We start from the raw sequence: 15882 nt of genomic DNA on the forward strand, positions 1-15882 counted from the left end.
CGACAGCGTTCAGGTGTGGCCGCTCTTCCGATCGTCATCGTCGTGGTCGGGCTCGCGCTCGTCATCGTGGTCGCGGTCCTGAGCTACCAGGCCGACAAGAAGCGCCGAGCACTGCTGCAGGGGTTCGCCCTGTCGAACGGCTGGGCCTACACCGCCCGCGACGACAGCTGGTGCGAGCGGTTCGTCGGGACGCCGTTCGGCGAGGGGGACAACCGCAAGGCGGTCAACGTCCTGCAGGGCCCCTATCAAGGCGTCCCCATGGCTGCCTTCGAGTACAGCTACGAGACGCACTCGACAGACAGCAAGGGCAACCGGTCGACGACGACGCACCGCTTCGCCCTGTGCGCGCTGCAGCTGCCGGCCCCGCTGCCCGGCCTGGAGCTGTCGCCGGAGTCGGCCTTCAGCCGGCTGGCCGGGCACCTCGGGTTCGGCGATGTCGAGCTCGAGAGCGAGGACTTCAACCGGCGCTACCGCGTGACGGCGCGCGACCAGAAGTTCGCCTACGACGTCCTGAACCCGCGCACGATGGAGTCACTGCTGGCCCGGCCCACCCTGCACATGCGGCTGCTCGACGTCGACGCCGTCTGCTGGGAGAACGGCCGGCTCGACCCCGCGACCCTGCTTGCCAGGCTGTCGACCCTCCAGCTCGTCATCGCGGGCATCCCGTCGTTCGTCTGGGCCGACCGCGCACCATCCGCTGAACAACCGCCAGGGGGAGCACCCGCATGACTGCTCTGTACGTCGTCCTCGGTCTCGTCGTCCTCGCGCTCCTCGCGGTGGTCGTGAGCTACAACCGCTTCGTCCGGCAGCGCAACCTCGTGCAGGAGTCGTGGCGCCAGATCGACGTCGAGCTGCGTCGGCGCCACGACCTCATCCCCAACCTGATCGAGACCGTCAAGGGCTACGCGGCGCACGAGCGCACCGTCCTGCAGAACGTCGTCGACGCCCGATCCGCGGCCGTCAGCGCGGGCAACGGCGTCGCCGCCCAGGCGAAGGCGGAGACGCAGCTCGCGGGATCGCTGCGCGGGCTCTTCGCGGTCGCGGAGAACTACCCCGACCTCAAGGCCGCTGGGCCGTTCCAGCAGCTGCAGGCGCAGCTCGCGGAGACCGAGGACCGCATCGCGGCCGGTCGCCGCTTCTACAACGGCAACGTGCGTGCGCTGAACACGCGCGTCGAGGCCTTTCCCTCCTCGCTCGTCGCGTCGACGTTCCACTTCGAGAAGGCGGAGTACTTCGAGGTCGACGAGCCCGACGTGCGCGACCCGGTGAAGGTCGACTTCAGCTGATCAGGCCGGCTGGCGCGCCAGCTCGCGCCCGAGGCTGTCGTAGGCGACGTAGTAGGCGACCGGATAGGTGCTGTCGTCGACGCGGACCGACCACACCGGCACGAGGAACCGTGTCCCGTCGACGATCGTGGCCTCGTACTCCCGGCCGTCCTTCATGTGCACCCCGACTCGGGCCGCGCCTGGCGGGACCAGCCCGGCGACCACGTGCTCGCGGTCGACCGTGATCGACGCCGAGCCGGAGGGAAGCACCCGGCTGAACCCCTGGTGCTCCGGGTTGACGGGTCCGAAGCAGGCGTAGCCATGGGTCACCCGCGTCGTGACGGTGCACCAGTCCGAGCCCTGCCACCAGGTGAGAACCGACGCCTTGTTGATGCTCTGCAACGTCACGACGTCGGAGGTCGCGGCCGGGAAGCGCGGGTCGCGTGTGATCCCGGCCGACTGCCCCTTCTTCTGCTGCAGGTCTTGGATCGAGCTCGCGATGCCCGGACCGAGGAGGAGGCCGGCAGCGACGACGGCGGTCGCGACACCGGCGCCTGCGATCCGCGTGCGCGTGCGCCGGCGCCGGGCCCGCCGTCGTACGTCGTCCGGAAGCGACGCGGAGGGCTCGAGCGTCAGGGCCGGCGAGTGCAGCAGCACGCGAAGGTCGTCGTCGCTCATGCCACTTCTTCCCGTTGGGCGGACAGGCCGGGGTGCTCGCGGAGCTTGGCGATCGCCCGGGATGCGGCGCTCTTGACCGTGCCGGGTGAGCACCCGAGGACGCTGGCTATCTCGGCCTCCGACAGGTCTTCGTAGTAGCGCAGTACGACGACGGCACGCTGGCGGCGCGACAGGCCGCCGAGTGCGGAGAGCACCGCCTGGCGGACGTCGTACGCCGATGCCTGGTCGGGGACCGGCAGCTCGGGCAGCTCGGCGGTCGGCTCCTCGCGCCAGGGCTTGCGCCGCCACCAGTCGATGTGCGCGTTGGCAAGAGTGCGTCGCACGTAGCCCTCCGGGTCCTCCGACACGATCCGGTCCCAGCGCAGGTATGCGCGGGTGAGGGCGGTCTGCAGCAGGTCCTCGGCGCGGTGCCGGTCGCCCGTCAGCAGGTAGGCCGTCTGCAGCAGATGGCGGGACCGAGCCGAGACGAACGCGTTGAACGCCTGCTCCTGCTCGGGCTTCACGCCACCTCCCTCAGTGCCGAGGACGAGTCCGGACGGGGATCGGTTGCAGGACCGGCGGACGAGTCAGGCGCTCCGGCCTGCCCGGCGGGCGCGCAGCAGCTCGATCACGATTGGGAGCACGGAGATGCCGACGACGATGATCGCGACGTATTCGAGGTTCTTGCCGATGACGTCGACGCTGCCGAGGAAGTAGCCGAGCAGGGTGACCCCTGTGCCCCAGAGGATCCCGCCGACGACGTTCCACAGCGCGAACGTCCGCGCCGGCAGCTGGCCGGCCCCCATGAGCGGGTTGAGGAACGTCCGCACGATCGGGATGAACCGGGCCAGCACGATCGCCTTGCCTGCGCCGTAGCGCTCGACGACCTCCTCGGCCTTCGTCACGTAGGAGCGCTTGAACAGGCGTGACTCCTCGCGCTGGAACAGGCTCGGTCCGGCGCCGCGCCCGATGAGGAAGCCGACCTGCGCTCCCGCGATCGCCACGATGCTCACGAGGAGGCAGACCAGGGCGATGTTGGGGTGCAGCTTGTCGGACAGCTTGCCGGTCGCGGCGTAGCCCGCGGCGAACAGCAGTGAGTCACCGGGCAGGAAGAAGCCGAGCAGCAGACCGGTCTCGGCGAAGACGATGCCGAGCAGGCCGATGAGACCGAAGGTCTCGACCAGGTGCTGGCCGTCGAGGATGGCGGGGAGGGCGTGCGCTGGTTCCACCCTCGCAGGCTAGTGGCCGCGCTACGGTCCGGCCATGGAGCGCCTTGTCGTGATCGGCGGTGACGCCGCCGGGATGAGCGCCGCGTCGCAGGCCCGCAAGCGCCGCGGTCCCGACGACCTGTCGATCGTCGCCTTCGAGCGCGGCCGCGCGACGTCGTACTCCGCCTGTGGCATCCCGTACTGGATCGCCGGCACGGTCGGGACGGAGGCGGAGCTGATCAGCCGGTCGCCCGAGCAGCATCGCGCCAACGGCATCGACGTGCGCACGCGGCACGAGGTCGTCGGCATCGACCTCGGCGCCCGCACCGTCGCCGTGCGTGACCTCGAGGGCGGCACCGACCTCACTGAGCCCTTCGACTCCCTGGTCTACGCGGCCGGGTCGGTCCCGATGCGCCCGCCGGTGCCCGGTATCGATGCGGCGGGCGTCTACGGCGTCCAGGTCCTCGACGACGGCGCAGACCTGATCCGTGAGCTCGACAGCGGGGACGTACGACGGGTCGTGGTCATCGGCGGCGGCTACATCGGCCTCGAGATCGCCGAGGCCTGCCGCATCCGCGAGCTCGAGGTGACGGTCGTCGACCTGTCGGCAACCCCCGTCGGCACGTTCGACCCGGACATCGGCACGTTCATCGCGGACGCCGTGCGCGGACTCGGGATCGAGCTCGTGCTCGGCGACGGCGTCGCATCGATCGAGACCGACCCGGCCGGCCGTGCGGTGGCTGTGCACACGGCGAGCGGTCGCGCGCTCCCGTGCGACCTCGTCGTACTCGGTCTCGGGGTTCGGCCCAACGTCGCTCTCGCGCGAGACGCCGGCATCCCTGTCGGCTCCTCGGGCGGTCTGGTCGTCGACCGGCGGATGCGGTCGCCGGTCGACGGGGTGTGGTCCGCCGGCGACTGCGTCGAGAGCGTGCACCGGCTGTCGGGCCAGCGGGTGGTGGTCGCCCTCGGGACGCATGCCAACAAGCAGGGTCGGGTCGCCGGGATCAACATCGGTGGCGGCTACGCGACCTTCCCCGGCGTCATCGGCACGGCGGTCACGAAGGTCTGCGACCTCGAGGTCGCGCGCACCGGGCTGTCGATGAAGGAGGCCGACGCGGCCGGCTACCGCTACGTCACCGCCCACGTCGACTCGACGACGCGCGCCGGCTACTTCCCGGGCGCGAAGCCGATCCGCGTCAAGCTGCTCGCCGAGCAGCGCAGCGGCCGGCTGCTCGGCGCGCAGGTCGTGGGCCGGGAAGGCGCGGCGAAGCGGATCGACGTGTTCGCGACGGCGATCTGGAACGAGATGAGCGTCGACGAGATCCTCTCGCTGGACCTGTCCTACGCCCCGCCGTTCGCTCCGGTCTGGGACCCGGTGCTGATCGCCGCCCGCAAGGCCTTCGAGGCCGTCGAAGCCGACGTCCGCTCCTGACTACTGGAAGTAGCCGGCCAGGTCGGCGATGAGCTGGAGCGAGCCGCCCTCGTTGCGGAGCCTGACCCGGCCGTCGTCACCGGGCTTGACGATGGCGAGGTTGGCCCGGGTCGCGCCCTTGGTCAGGTTGAGGTTGCTGACCGTCGGCGGGGCGCCGCTGGTCGCCGGCTTCGCGTAGGCCCGGACGTCGGTGCTCGACGAGACGCTGGTCGCCGTGATGTTGACGACCGCCGCGAGTGCGCCGGCCGGGACGCCCCGGGTCCCGGCGACCTTGAGGTCGGCGTACTGGCCGGGACCGACGGCAGCGGCTGCCGACCCGATGCCGGTGCGCGTGTCGAGGAACCGGAGCGGTACGACGGGGACGTAGCTGCCTGCGCTGGACGCCGAGTAGTAGCCGGCGATGTCGGCGAGCAGGTTGACCTGGCCCGCGGCGTTGGCGAGCCGCACCTTGCCGCCGCTGCCGACGGCCACCGTGACGAGGTTGGGCGTGGTCTCGCCGGCGCGCAGGTTCAGGTTGCTGACGACCGGCCTCGGTGCCGACGGGTCGGCCGGGGTCGGGTAGATGCGCACGTCGGTGTTGGCGCTCGCGTTGGTGGCGGTCACGTTGAGGACCACGGCCGTCGCGTCGGCGGGGACGGTGACCGTCCCGCCGTCGGAGGTCGGCAGCGAGCCCGTGACCTGCAGGTCGATCGGCGTCGCCGCCTGGACCCGGCCCGGAGCGGGCACGCCGACCGCGGGCGACCGCGTGTCGAGGATGCGGCCGGGGTCGAGCGACGTGAAGCCCGAGTCGCCGGTCGTGGGGGTGTACCAGCCGGCGAGGTCGGCGATGAGGTCGACCGTGCCGCCACTGCTCAGCAGCGCCACCTTCCCGTCGGCGCTGAGGGTCGCGGTGACCAGGTTGGGCACGGTGGCGCCGGGCCCGGCGTTGATGTTGCTCGCGCCCGGCAGCGTGGCGGCGTCGCTGGGGTAGACGCGGACGTCGGTCGCGGAGGTCCCGTTGGTCACCGTGACGTTGAGGATCACTGCGGTGGCGTCGGCCGGTACGGCGCCGGCGTCGGTCATGATCCCGCGGATCGGTACGACGAGCGGCGTCTTGGCCTGCACCTTCGCCTTGGGTGCGCCGACGGCCTCACGGGTGTCGAGGATGCGCACCGGCGTCACCGCCTTGAAGCGGGAGGGCGTGCCCCCGGCCACCGGACCGGGTGCGGGGCCCTGCGCGAACGGCTGCCGGTCGTCCGTCGGGACGCTGACGAACCGGCCCGCCCGGGTGCCGGCGCGGTCCACGCTCCACAGGTCGCCCTGCAGCGGGTCGCCGGACGCGTTGTAGCCGTACAGGTCGAACAGGATGCTCTCGCCGTCGACCGACCAGGCGGGGTACTCCGCCACGGTCCGGGCCGACGTGGGGCGCGTGACCGCGAGGACGGTGCCGGTCCCGCCCGTCGCCGGGACGGTCGCGATCTGCGCGACATCGGCGTTGGCGGGGGTCGTGTCCTTGTCGGTGACCGTGGCGTAGGCGATCGTCGCGCCGTCGGGTGACCACGCCGGCAGGGCGCCCGTCGGGCCGAGCGCGACCTTGTTGCTGCCGTCCGTGTTCATCACCGTGAGGGGACCGCTGTCCTGGCCGGACGCCACGACGGCGAAGACGATCTTCGTACCGGTGGGGTCGTAGTCGGCGCTGAAGCCGCCGTCGCCACCCGGCACCGCCGTCACCGTGCCGCCCCCGGCCGGCACGGTCTGCAGCGCGTTGGCGAACGTCGCCGGGTCGCCGGTGTTGGCCGGAGCGGTGGCGATGAAGCGGGTGAACAGGATCGTGGCGCCGTTGGGCGACCACACCGGCACGATGTCGCTGACGTCGCTCGTGGCGGTGGACGTCGGCGTCGTCAGGGACCGCACGCCGGTGCCGTCGCGGTTGACCGCGACGATCGACCCGGTCTCGCCGCCGAACGAGTTGATCGCGAAGCGGGTCGCGACGACCTGGCTCCCGTCCGGCGACAGCTCGGGGTCGTCGTAGCGGATGCCCGCAGTGACGTCGGCCTTGAGGACGATCTTCGTCGTACGGGCCTCGGGATCGAACAGGACGACGTCGTAGTACTGGTCCTGCGCACCGGGATCGGTGGTGTAGACGATCTCGTTCGCGGTGGTGCTGGCAGACGCCGGGGCGGCGAGCAGCGCAGAGACGGGCAGGACGGCGCAGGCGACGGCCAGGAGGCGGCGAGAGGTGACCATCCGCGCATTCTTGCCCGATACGGGCGGCAGGGCTGGGACTTCGCCCAGGAAACCCCGTCCGGCATACTCGCGGCCGGTGCCACACCCGCAGCAGATGCCAGTACGGAGCCGCTCATGCCGATCGCCACGCCCGAGACCTACGCGCAGATGCTCGACCGGGCGAAGGAGGGTCACTTCGCCTACCCGGCGATCAACGTGACGTCCTCGCAGACGCTGAACGCCGCCCTCCGCGGCTTCGCCGAGGCCGAGAGCGACGGGATCGTCCAGGTCTCCACCGGCGGTGCGGAGTTCCTGAGCGGCACGACGATCAAGGACATGGTGCTCGGCGCCCAGGCGCTGGCGGAGTACGCGCACCACGTCGCCAAGGCCTATCCGGTGACGGTGGCGCTGCACACCGACCACTGCCCGAAGGACAAGCTGGACACGTACATGCGGCCGCTCATCGCCATCAGCCAGGAGCGGGTCGACGCCGGCCGCGACCCGCTCTTCCAGTCGCACATGTGGGACGGATCCGCGGTGCCGCTCGAGGAGAACCTCGAGATCGCCAAGGAGCTGCTCGCCGCCTGCGCCAAGGCGCGCATCGTGATGGAGATGGAGATCGGCGTCGTCGGTGGCGAGGAGGACGGCGTCGAGAACGCGATCAACGAGAAGCTCTACACCACGCCGGAGGACGCGCTGCGCACCGCCGAGGTGCTCGGCACCGGTGAGAACGGCCGCTACCTGCTCGCGGCGACGTTCGGCAACGTGCACGGCGTCTACAAGCCCGGCAACGTCAAGCTCAAGCCCGCGATCCTCAAGGAGATCCAGGACGAGGTTGGGCGCAAGGTCGGCAAGGAGCACCCGTTCGACCTGGTCTTCCACGGCGGCTCCGGCTCGCTGCTCGAGGAGATCCGCGAGACCCTCGGCTACGGCGTCGTGAAGATGAACGTCGACACCGACACGCAGTACGCCTTCACCCGGCCGGTCGCGGATCACATGTTCAAGAACTACGACGGCGTGCTCAAGGTCGACGGCGAGGTCGGCAGCAAGAAGGTCTACGACCCCCGCTCCTGGGGGAAGGCGGCGGAGACGTCCATGGCCGCCCGGGTTGTCGAGGCATGTCAGGACCTGCGTAGCGCCGGCACCACAAAGCCCTAGCCGCCCTAGCCGCAGCGAGACGGCTCCGTTACATTCTGTGAGCCCCGTCGTACGGCGGGGTGCTCGCCCCTGCCCGCCGAGTCCTGCCTCCGGGAGCGAGTTCACGAACGCTGCTCGAGGCAGGAGCGGGGGACCCACAGGTCCTTCCGGACGGATTCCGTCCTTGGGGTGAAGGTCTCTTGCGAGACCCGGGCTACCCGGCCCGAACCCGACAGCTCACCCCGCAGGCGCGAGGGAAGGACCCACCCGGTGTCGCACGCGCCCGTCCTCCGTGTCCGCAAGCACGCCCGCCACGCCAGGCCCTCGAAGGCCGCGCCCGTCATGGCTGCCGCCGGGCTCTCCGCCTCGTTCGTGGCCGCCGACGCCGCGATGCTCGCCTCCGGTGCCTCCGCCGCCACGGCCGACGACTTCGCCCGGCTCCGCCAGTGCGAGAGCGGCGGCAACTACGCGATCAACACCGGCAACGGCTTCTACGGCGCCTACCAGTTCGACCGCGGCACCTGGAACGGCCTGGGCTACCCCGGTCGCGCCGACCAGGCTGCGCCGGCGACGCAGGACGCCGCCGCGGCGAAGCTGCAGTCCCAGCGGGGTTGGTCGCCCTGGCCGGCCTGCTCGCGCAAGCTCGGCCTCGGCCGCTCGTCCTCCACCGTCGCGGCCGACAACGCCGTGGCGCCGAGCCCGGTCCCGGTGGCCACCCGAGCCAGTCGCAGCCGCACCCGGCTGGCGCCGGTGCACCACGCGAGCCCGCGGATCCGCGTGGTGGTGGCCCCGATGACGCCGCCGCCGTTCCTGCACAAGCAGCTCAGCGTCGCCGACCAGCCGCACTTCCGCATCGGGGTTCACATGTGGCAGGCCCGGATGGCCGCCCGCGGCTGGCCGATCTCTGTCGACGGCTACTTCGGGCCGCAGAGCGCCGCCATCGCCAAGCGCTTCGCCGCGGAGAAGGGCATCCACCTCACGGCGCTCCCGGGCGAGGTCGACAAGGGCGTCTGGGACGCCGCCTGGCGCCTGCCCGTCAGCTGAGCCGGCTCCGCCGCCACGCCCACAGTGAGATCCTCAAGGCCCATGCCCTGAGGATTTCACTCTGAGGCCGAGCACAATGAGCACCATGCAGCCGGTGCTCGCGCTCGAGGACGTGCGGGTCGTCCGCGGCGACGTCGCGGTGCTCGACGGCATCAGCGCGCAGATCACGGCCGGCCGCTGCACGGCGCTCGCCGGCCCGAGTGGTGCCGGCAAGTCCACGCTGCTGCGGCTGCTCGACCGCCTCGAGGAGCCGACCTCGGGTCGCGTGCTGCTGCACGGCCGGGCGCTTCCGTCGTACGACGTCCTGGAGGTCCGGCGCCGGGTCGGCCTCGTCCAGCAGGCACCGGTGCTGCTCGGCGCCACCGTCCTCGAGGACCTGCGCACCGGCCGGCCGTCGCTCAGTGAGGACGAGGCGCGCGACCTGCTGGCCCGGGCAGGTCTCGGCGACCAGGGCCTCGATCGGCTGACGGTGTCGCTGTCCGGCGGGGAGGCGCAGCGGCTCTGCCTGGCGCGGGCGCTCGCCGTCGGGCCGGAGGTGCTGCTCCTCGACGAGCCGACGTCGGCGCTCGACGCGGTCGCCGCGATGTCGGTCGAGCGGGTGGTCCGCTCGCTCGTCGCGGAGGGGCTGACGGCCGTTCTCGTCAGCCACGACCTGCGCCAGGCCAGGCGCCTCGCGGATGACGTGGTGGTGCTCCGGGCCGGCCGCGTCGAGGAGGCCGGTCCGGCCGCCGAGAGCGAGTACCTGGCGGGAGCCTCATGAGCGGCGGCTCCTTGAGCAGCCCGTCGGTTCCGAGCTGGTACGGCGTCGCGGCGTCGGTGCTGCTCGTGGGGATCGCGTTCTTCCTGGTCCTGCGGGAGCGACTGGGGCTCGGGCGCGAGGTCCTCGTCGCGGCGGTCCGTGCCGCCGTGCAGCTCGTCGCTGTCGGCGCGCTGCTGCTCGTGCTGTTTCGGCACACCGGACTGCCCGGGGCGCTGGCCTGGGTGACGGCGATGGTGCTGCTTGCCGGTCGGGTCGCGGGTCGACGGGCGAAGGGACTCCCGCACGCGACGAGGGTCGCGACGATCGGTGTCGCTGCGGGGGCGGCAGCAACGCTCGGCCTGCTGATCCTGGCGCGCGTCATCGACACGTCGGGTCGCGTCGTCGTACCGGTTGGCGGCATGGTCGTCACCGGCGCGATGCAGGGCGCTTCCATGACGTTGCAGCGGATGCGGGACGAGGCCGTGACAGGGCGCCGTGCGGTCGAGGCGCGGCTCGCGCTCGGCCTGGCCGGCAGTGCGGCTTTCGCGCCGCACCTGCGCACGTCCTTGCGGACCGCGCTCATCCCCGCCATCGACAGCACCAAGGTCGTCGGCCTGATCAGCCTGCCGGGTGCCACCGTCGGCTTGCTGCTGGCCGGAGTCAACCCACTGACCGCGATCCGTTACCAGGTCGTCGTGATGTACATGCTGCTCGGTGCGGCCGCGGTCGCCGGTGTGGTGGCCGGCCGGCTCGCGGTTCGGATGATGTTCGACGACGCGCATCGGCTCAGGGCCTGATGCTCATCCATCCCTGGGACGCGGCGCAGAGCGACGACGAGTGGAAGGCGTGGCTGCGGCCGCGCGACTTCGGCACCCTTGTCGCCGCCGGCCGTGACCGCTCGGTGCCGGTCGTCGTGCCGACGCACTTCGTCCACGACGGCGACGCGACCGTGCTGCTCCATCTCGCGCGCCCCAACCCGGTCTGGCGGGCCATCGACGAGAACCCGCATGTCGTGCTGTCGGTCGTCGACGACATCGCCTACATCCCGTCGGCGTGGAAGACGGTCGGGGAGGACGTTCCGGGCCACGGGATCCCGACGTCGTACTACGCCGCCGTCGTCCTGACCTGCACTGCTGAGGTGCTCACGGGCGAGGTGCTCCTCGAGGTGCTGCGCACGCAGCTCGCGCACTTCGAGCCCGGGTCCGGCGTGGCCGACCCGTCGGTGCACACGCGCAAGCTGCCGGGCATCCGCGGGATGCGGCTGTCGGTCGACGCTGTCGCCGCGAAGTTCAAGTACGGCGGCAACGTCGACGACGCGCACCGCGCGCGCGTCGCGGCCGAGCTCGCGGCCCGCGATCGGCCGGGTGATGCCGCCTCGCGCGCGCACCTGCTCCGCCGAACCCCGCTGACCTGAGAAACCCGCACCCTCGCCGGGCTCCCACCGTGTCGTCACCCGTATGTCGAACTGCCCACTCCGGGTGGGAGCGGCAATCTGGGTGGGGAGCGGCAGGGCGTATGTCGAACTGCCCACTTTGGGTGGGAGCGGCACGTGTATGTCGAACTGCCCACTCCGGGTGGGGAGCGGCACGCTGGGTGGGCAGTTGGACATACGTGCGTGACTGCCTACGTGGGCGAGGCAGTCGCCCGGTCGAGGAAGCCGCGGACGACGCGGACGTACTCCTGCGGCTGCTCGACGAACGTCATGTGGCCGGCGCTCTCGAAGATGTGCAGCTCGCCCTTGGGCGCGAGCTCGGCGATCCGCTCGGAGGCAGCGGGCACGCAGGTGCGGTCGTGCCGACCGGTACACGCGAGGAGCGGCTGCGGCACGCGGGTCAGGGCGTCCTCGACGTCGATCGAGAGGCCGCCGCCCTCCAGCGACGATGCCCGCAGCACCGCGGCGGAGTAGCGCATGTGCTCGGTCTGCCCGACGAACTCGGCGATGCGTGGGTCGCGCGGATCGGCGAAGTGCCAAGGCAGCTGGTCGAGGAGCAGCTGCCGGCACTCCTCATCGGTCTCCAGGGTCGCCTCGCGCTCCCACGACGCGGCGACCTGACCCCGAAGATCCTCCGGCTCGAACACGGCCAGCCCCTTCGGCACCTCGTCGAAGAAGCGGTCCTCCGGCACGCCGCTGCTGACCACGGTCGCGACCGCGGCCCCCGGTGCGTCGGCGGCATGCTGCAGCGCGACGAGCGCGCCGAACGAATGACCGAGTACGGCGTAGTCCTCGGCGCCCAGAGCCGCGGCGACCGCGCTGACGTCGCTGGCGTGCTGGGCCAGCGTCCACGAGGACGGGTTGCTGTCCCGGTCGCTGCGGCCCTGGGCGCGGCCGTCGATGAGGACCAGCCGGTAGCGCTCGCCGAGCGCGTCCAGGTAGTCGCCGAACATGGTGTGGTCCAGGCCCGGCCCGCCGTGCAGCACGAGCAGCGGCAACCCGTCGGCCTCCCCCCGCTCGACGACGAACAGGTGGGTGTCGTGCACCGGGACGAGGCGGCCGGTCGGTTCTGCGGGCATGAGGCATTCTGCGCACATGAGCATCACGGGTAGAGACCTGCTGGGCGGACCGCCTCCGACGCTGCTGCCGGAGGAGGCCGGCGCGACGCTGCTCGCGCAGGGCGGCGACCCCGCGGAGGTCGCGGCGAAGCACCCGACCTCGAGCGCGGCCTGGGCCGCGCTGGCCGACGCCGCGTTCGAGCGCGGCGCCGTCGTCGAGTCCTACGCCTACGCCCGGACCGGCTACCACCGCGGTCTCGACGCGCTGCGCCGGGGCGGCTGGAAGGGCTACGGCCCGGTGCCGTGGTCGCACCAGCCCAACCAGGGCTTCCTGCGGGCCCTGCACGCGCTCGGCCGGGCAGCGGACACCATCGGTGAGACGGACGAGGCGGAGCGGATCGCCCAGTTCCTCGACGACAGTGACCCCGCGGCGCGCGAGGGGCTCAGGAGCTAGGAACCCCGGTCGAGCCCTCCGGCGGGACGATCACCTTCGGCGGAGACTTGCGTCGCCCGAGCAGCGCGGCCCCGGGCAGCCCGGCGAGGGTGCGGCTGGTCTCGTCGACGAAGGTCATGATCCGCTCGGTCGAGCCCGCGATGAACGCGACCCGCTCGTGCGTGTCGGCCAGCGTCCGCAGCACAGGCAGGATGTCGGCCTGCACCTGCTTGAGCGTCGCCGGGATCTGCTCGATCATCGGGTCGTCGAGCACCGCGGCCATCCGCGCCATGCCGGGCGCCAGTGCCTTGAGGGGCTCCTCGAGCTCGCTGACGATGCCGTCGATGCGCGTGACCATCCGGTTCATCGTCTGGACCGTCTCGGCGAGGCCGCGGACCGCGGCGCTCAGCGACGTCACCGCACCGGGCAGCGTCGCGAGCGCCTCGGTCTGCGCCTGAAGGACGCCGATGACGCTGCCGAACACGCCGTCGATGCCCGGGAGCTTCGCCATGGACGCGAGACTAGGCCCGGGCGGCTAGGCTTGCTCCGCAAGAGGCCCTGCTGCGTCCTGCACAGGGTCCTTCGTCTGTTCTGGAGGGGCTGAGATGCCCGCACTCGTCCTCATCGGCGCCCAGTGGGGCGACGAAGGCAAGGGCAAGGCGACCGACCAGCTCGGTGGCTCGGTCGACTACGTCGTCAAGTTCAACGGGGGCAACAACGCGGGGCACACCGTCGTCATCGGCGACGAGACCTACGCCCTGCACCTGCTGCCGAGCGGCATCCTCAGCCCGGGCTGCACGCCGGTCATCGGCAACGGCGTCGTGGTCGACCTGTCGGTGCTCTTCCAGGAGATCGACGACCTCGAGGCCCGCGGCTTCAGCTGCGAGCGCCTCGTGATCAGCGCCGATGCGCATCTCATCGCGTCCTACAACCGCACGCTCGACCGCGTCGCCGAGCGGTTCCTCGGCAACCGCAGGATCGGCACCACCGGCCGCGGCATCGGGCCGACGTACGCCGACAAGATGAACCGGATCGGCATCCGCGTGCAGGACCTGTTCGACGAGAACATCCTGCGCCAGAAGGTCGAGGGCGCGCTCGACCTGAAGAACCAGCTGCTCGTGAAGGTCTACAACCGCAACGCCGTGACCGTCGACGCTGTCGTCGAAGAGCTGCTCTCCTACGTCGACCGGCTGCGGCCGATGGTGGTCGACTCGGCGCTGCTCCTCAACGCGGCGCTCGACCGCGGCGAGACCGTGCTGCTCGAAGGCGGCCAGGCGACGCTCCTCGACGTCGACCACGGCACCTATCCCTTTGTGACGTCCAGCAGCGCGACGGCCGGCGGCGCCTGCACCGGCAGCGGCATCCCCCCCGGTCGGGTCGACAAGGTGATCGCGGTCATCAAGGCCTACACGACCCGGGTCGGCGAGGGGCCGTTCCCGACCGAGCTGCACGCCGCCGACGGGGAGAAGCTGCGCGCCGACGGCGGGGAGTACGGCACGACGACGGGGCGACCGCGGCGCTGCGGTTGGTACGACGCCGTCATCGCCCGCTACGCCGCCCGGATCAACGGCGTCACCGACTTCGTGCTGACCAAGCTCGATGTGCTCACCGGCTGGGAGTCGATCCCGGTCTGCGTCGCCTACGAGGTCGACGGCAAGCGCCTCGAGGACATGCCGATGACCCAGACGGAGTTCCACCACGCCGTACCGGTCTACGAGTACTTCGACGGCTGGACCGAGGACATCTCGCGGGCGCGGACCTTCGGTGACCTGCCGAAGAACGCGCAGGACTACGTGCGGGCGCTCGAGCAGATGAGCGGCGCGCGGTTCAGCTCGATCGGAGTGGGGCCGGATCGGGAGCAGACGCTCGAGCTCCACGCGCTTCTCTGAGCTGCCGCGCGCGGGCGACTGCCGTGCGCAGGTGCTCGGGTGGCACGAACGCGACGTAGCTGCTGATGACGGCCAGGGAGAACCAGCCGATCAGCAGCGACGCCTCGATGCCCAGGTGCAGTCCGACGCCGGCAGCCATCACCCAGTAGCGCAGTCGCGGCAGCCAGAGCCCGAAGGCCAGTGACGCCTCGACCGCGAGCGAGGAGTAGGTCAGCACCGCTGAGACGAGCAGCGAGGTCGACAGCGCGGCAGGCAGGGTGAAGCGCTGCAGGTCCTCGAGCTGCAGCGCTATGCCGACGGCGGTCCCGTTGTTCCAGTCGACGCCGCGGACCTTGGCCCAGACCGAGAACAGGTACAGCGCGCTGACCTGCATCTGCACGAGCCGCAGCGCCCACGGGGCGCGCAGCCGTTCGGGGAGACCTCTCGCGACGCGCCGTCTCGCGTCGAGCGACCAGGTCTCGCCGGCGGGCATGAGCATCACGAAGAACGCGAGCTCGCGCAGCAGCAGGTCGCCCGAGTTGAGCACCCACGGGTCGCGTCGCTGAACGGCCAGGAGCAGTACGGCGACGACGACCGACGCGACACGGGTGCGCCAGCCGAGGGCGAGGGCGACTCCCGCGCCGAGCAGCACGGTGAGGACGATGTACGGCGGCCCGAGCTGCACCGCCCACGCGCCGCTGTCGTAGTGGGGCAGCCCGCGCTGCACACCGGACCGCGCGAGAAACGTGTTGGCGTCGGGCAGCAGCGAGAGCGTCCACCCGACGGTGAGGATCCCGATGGCGATGCGCAGCGCGGCCATCGGAGCCGTGTCGATCGGCCCGAACGCCCAGCGCGACCAGCCGCTCCAGACCCGGGCGATCGGCGGCCGTCTCACGGCAGGTCCAGCGTGTAGAAGGCGAACTCTCCGCGGGCGACGCGCTTCTTCCCGGTGCCGGGGGTCACCGCGTCGCGGAACGTGCGGACGAGGACCACCTTCGTGACGCCCGGACCGGCGTCGCGCGCGATCCAGCGCGCAGTGGGCTCCCAGAGACTGGAGTAGTCGTCAGCCCGCAGCCTCTCGACGTACTTCTGCCAGCGGTAGGTGCGGTAGGGCGCGAGCAAATACCCGTTGTGCGGTGGCACGCGGACGCGTTGCCGCCCGTCCGCGTAGGTGATGCGCGCGTAGACGCCGACCGAGAACGCGCGGGGGTCAGGGGCGAACAGCGCCCAGTCCTGGTCGAGGCCGATCGGGTAGAGGACGTGGGCGGCGGCCGGGCGGACCGCATCGCGCGGCTTGCCGGCGGGCATGTTCCAGATCAGGACGGCGACCGCGAGCACCGCCATCATCGTGGTGAGCACGACGCGCCCGGCGATGCTCGCCTCGAATCGCTCCCCCACGGGGCG

Annotated in this window: 18 protein-coding genes and 1 riboswitch; of the genes, 10 read left to right on the plus strand and 8 right to left on the minus strand. The window is 71.5% G+C overall.

The window, feature by feature from the left end; translation table 11 throughout:
• Positions 1 to 15: 15 nt before the first annotated feature.
• On the plus strand, positions 16 to 729 hold the full coding sequence (locus tag JWN97_RS01240) for a DUF3137 domain-containing protein (RefSeq protein WP_297616954.1): 714 nt from the start codon (positions 16 to 18) through the stop codon (positions 727 to 729).
• Entirely contained in the window at positions 726 to 1286 is a 561-nt protein-coding gene (locus JWN97_RS01245) for a LemA family protein (RefSeq protein ID WP_297616956.1), read from the plus strand. The genes JWN97_RS01240 and JWN97_RS01245 overlap by 4 nt, the downstream gene beginning before the upstream one ends.
• Here JWN97_RS01245 and JWN97_RS01250 read toward each other — a convergent pair whose 3' ends face one another.
• The 3 genes from JWN97_RS01250 to JWN97_RS01260 all read right to left on the minus strand — a co-directional run bounded on the left by JWN97_RS01250 (position 1287) and on the right by JWN97_RS01260 (position 3151).
• A complete protein-coding gene (locus JWN97_RS01250) occupies positions 1287 to 1943 on the minus strand; it encodes a hypothetical protein (protein ID WP_297616959.1) in 657 nt (218 codons plus the stop codon).
• The gene (locus JWN97_RS01255) at positions 1940 to 2446 is read right to left on the minus strand and encodes a SigE family RNA polymerase sigma factor (protein WP_297616962.1); all 507 of its coding nucleotides are present in this window, start codon (positions 2444 to 2446) and stop codon (positions 1940 to 1942) included. The genes JWN97_RS01250 and JWN97_RS01255 overlap by 4 nt, the downstream gene beginning before the upstream one ends.
• A 63-nt stretch (positions 2447 to 2509) precedes the next feature.
• Positions 2510 to 3151 carry a VTT domain-containing protein gene (locus JWN97_RS01260; protein ID WP_297616965.1) on the minus strand — a complete coding sequence of 214 codons (642 nt, stop codon included), beginning with the start codon at positions 3149 to 3151 and terminating at the stop codon, positions 2510 to 2512.
• A 34-nt stretch (positions 3152 to 3185) separates the two neighbouring features.
• Between JWN97_RS01260 and JWN97_RS01265 the strand changes: the two genes are divergently transcribed.
• Positions 3186 to 4562 (plus strand): FAD-dependent oxidoreductase, encoded by a 1377-nt coding sequence (locus JWN97_RS01265; RefSeq protein ID WP_297616969.1) that lies wholly within the window; start codon positions 3186 to 3188, stop codon positions 4560 to 4562.
• On the opposite strand, the gene JWN97_RS01270 is transcribed toward JWN97_RS01265, so the two are convergent.
• Positions 4563 to 6788: a hypothetical protein gene (locus JWN97_RS01270; protein ID WP_297616971.1), complete on the minus strand. Its 2226-nt coding sequence runs from the start codon at positions 6786 to 6788 to the stop codon at positions 4563 to 4565. It abuts the gene before it with no gap.
• Between the two features lie 114 nt (positions 6789 to 6902).
• On the opposite strand from JWN97_RS01270, the gene fbaA reads away from it, so the two are divergent.
• From fbaA to JWN97_RS01295, 5 genes are all read left to right on the plus strand, one after another.
• Complete coding sequence (gene fbaA, locus JWN97_RS01275; RefSeq protein WP_297616974.1) at positions 6903 to 7925, plus strand: class II fructose-bisphosphate aldolase; 1023 nt, start codon at positions 6903 to 6905, stop codon at positions 7923 to 7925.
• Positions 7926 to 8023: 98 nt separating this feature from the next.
• Positions 8024 to 8169: riboswitch (cyclic di-AMP (ydaO/yuaA leader) on the plus strand.
• A gap of 5 nt (positions 8170 to 8174) precedes the next feature.
• Positions 8175 to 8948: a transglycosylase family protein gene (locus JWN97_RS01280; RefSeq protein ID WP_297616976.1), complete on the plus strand. Its 774-nt coding sequence runs from the start codon at positions 8175 to 8177 to the stop codon at positions 8946 to 8948.
• Between the two features lie 76 nt (positions 8949 to 9024).
• Positions 9025 to 9708: an ATP-binding cassette domain-containing protein gene (locus JWN97_RS01285; protein ID WP_297616978.1), complete on the plus strand. Its 684-nt coding sequence runs from the start codon at positions 9025 to 9027 to the stop codon at positions 9706 to 9708.
• Positions 9709 to 9719: 11 nt separating this feature from the next.
• A complete protein-coding gene (gene fetB, locus JWN97_RS01290; RefSeq protein ID WP_297616981.1) occupies positions 9720 to 10484 on the plus strand; it encodes an iron export ABC transporter permease subunit FetB in 765 nt (254 codons plus the stop codon).
• Positions 10484 to 11101 (plus strand): FMN-binding negative transcriptional regulator, encoded by a 618-nt coding sequence (locus JWN97_RS01295; RefSeq protein WP_297616984.1) that lies wholly within the window; start codon positions 10484 to 10486, stop codon positions 11099 to 11101. The genes fetB and JWN97_RS01295 overlap by 1 nt, the downstream gene beginning before the upstream one ends.
• Positions 11102 to 11310: 209 nt before the next feature.
• Here JWN97_RS01295 and JWN97_RS01300 read toward each other — a convergent pair whose 3' ends face one another.
• Positions 11311 to 12198 carry an alpha/beta fold hydrolase gene (locus JWN97_RS01300; protein ID WP_297616987.1) on the minus strand — a complete coding sequence of 296 codons (888 nt, stop codon included), beginning with the start codon at positions 12196 to 12198 and terminating at the stop codon, positions 11311 to 11313.
• 16 nt (positions 12199 to 12214) lie between these two features.
• On the opposite strand from JWN97_RS01300, the gene JWN97_RS01305 reads away from it, so the two are divergent.
• Entirely contained in the window at positions 12215 to 12631 is a 417-nt protein-coding gene (locus JWN97_RS01305) for a DUF3151 domain-containing protein (protein WP_297616990.1), read from the plus strand.
• Here JWN97_RS01305 and JWN97_RS01310 read toward each other — a convergent pair.
• Positions 12621 to 13121: a hypothetical protein gene (locus tag JWN97_RS01310; RefSeq protein WP_297616993.1), complete on the minus strand. Its 501-nt coding sequence runs from the start codon at positions 13119 to 13121 to the stop codon at positions 12621 to 12623. The genes JWN97_RS01305 and JWN97_RS01310 overlap by 11 nt on opposite strands.
• A 94-nt stretch (positions 13122 to 13215) precedes the next feature.
• On the opposite strand from JWN97_RS01310, the gene JWN97_RS01315 reads away from it, so the two are divergent.
• Positions 13216 to 14499 (plus strand): adenylosuccinate synthase, encoded by a 1284-nt coding sequence (locus JWN97_RS01315; RefSeq protein WP_297616997.1) that lies wholly within the window; start codon positions 13216 to 13218, stop codon positions 14497 to 14499.
• Here JWN97_RS01315 and JWN97_RS01320 read toward each other — a convergent pair.
• Together JWN97_RS01320 and JWN97_RS01325 are read right to left on the minus strand one after the other, a co-directional pair.
• Complete coding sequence (locus JWN97_RS01320; protein WP_297617000.1) at positions 14438 to 15373, minus strand: HTTM domain-containing protein; 936 nt, start codon at positions 15371 to 15373, stop codon at positions 14438 to 14440. The genes JWN97_RS01315 and JWN97_RS01320 overlap by 62 nt on opposite strands.
• On the minus strand, positions 15370 to 15876 hold the full coding sequence (locus JWN97_RS01325; RefSeq protein WP_297617003.1) for a hypothetical protein: 507 nt from the start codon (positions 15874 to 15876) through the stop codon (positions 15370 to 15372). The genes JWN97_RS01320 and JWN97_RS01325 overlap by 4 nt, the downstream gene beginning before the upstream one ends.
• Positions 15877 to 15882: the final 6 nt, after the last annotated feature.

The organism is Nocardioides sp. (genome assembly GCF_025965415.1).
Taxonomy (GTDB): Bacteria; Actinomycetota; Actinomycetes; order Propionibacteriales; family Nocardioidaceae; genus Nocardioides.

Bases quoted from the DNA above. Each gene is read 5' to 3' on its own strand.
- JWN97_RS01245 (WP_297616956.1), top strand. From the start codon at position 726: ATGACTGCTCTGTACGTCGTCCTCGGTCTCGTCGTCCTCGCGCTCCTC.
- JWN97_RS01250 (WP_297616959.1), bottom strand. From the start codon at position 1,943: ATGAGCGACGACGACCTTCGCGTGCTGCTGCACTCGCCGGCCCTGACG.
- JWN97_RS01265 (WP_297616969.1), top strand. From the start codon at position 3,186: ATGGAGCGCCTTGTCGTGATCGGCGGTGACGCCGCCGGGATGAGCGCC.
- JWN97_RS01270 (WP_297616971.1), bottom strand. From the start codon at position 6,788: ATGGTCACCTCTCGCCGCCTCCTGGCCGTCGCCTGCGCCGTCCTGCCC.
- fbaA (WP_297616974.1), top strand. From the start codon at position 6,903: ATGCCGATCGCCACGCCCGAGACCTACGCGCAGATGCTCGACCGGGCG.
- JWN97_RS01285 (WP_297616978.1), top strand. From the start codon at position 9,025: ATGAGCACCATGCAGCCGGTGCTCGCGCTCGAGGACGTGCGGGTCGTC.
- JWN97_RS01295 (WP_297616984.1), top strand. From the start codon at position 10,484: ATGCTCATCCATCCCTGGGACGCGGCGCAGAGCGACGACGAGTGGAAG.
- JWN97_RS01300 (WP_297616987.1), bottom strand. From the start codon at position 12,198: ATGCCCGCAGAACCGACCGGCCGCCTCGTCCCGGTGCACGACACCCAC.
- JWN97_RS01305 (WP_297616990.1), top strand. From the start codon at position 12,215: ATGAGCATCACGGGTAGAGACCTGCTGGGCGGACCGCCTCCGACGCTG.
- JWN97_RS01310 (WP_297616993.1), bottom strand. From the start codon at position 13,121: ATGGCGAAGCTCCCGGGCATCGACGGCGTGTTCGGCAGCGTCATCGGC.
- JWN97_RS01315 (WP_297616997.1), top strand. From the start codon at position 13,216: ATGCCCGCACTCGTCCTCATCGGCGCCCAGTGGGGCGACGAAGGCAAG.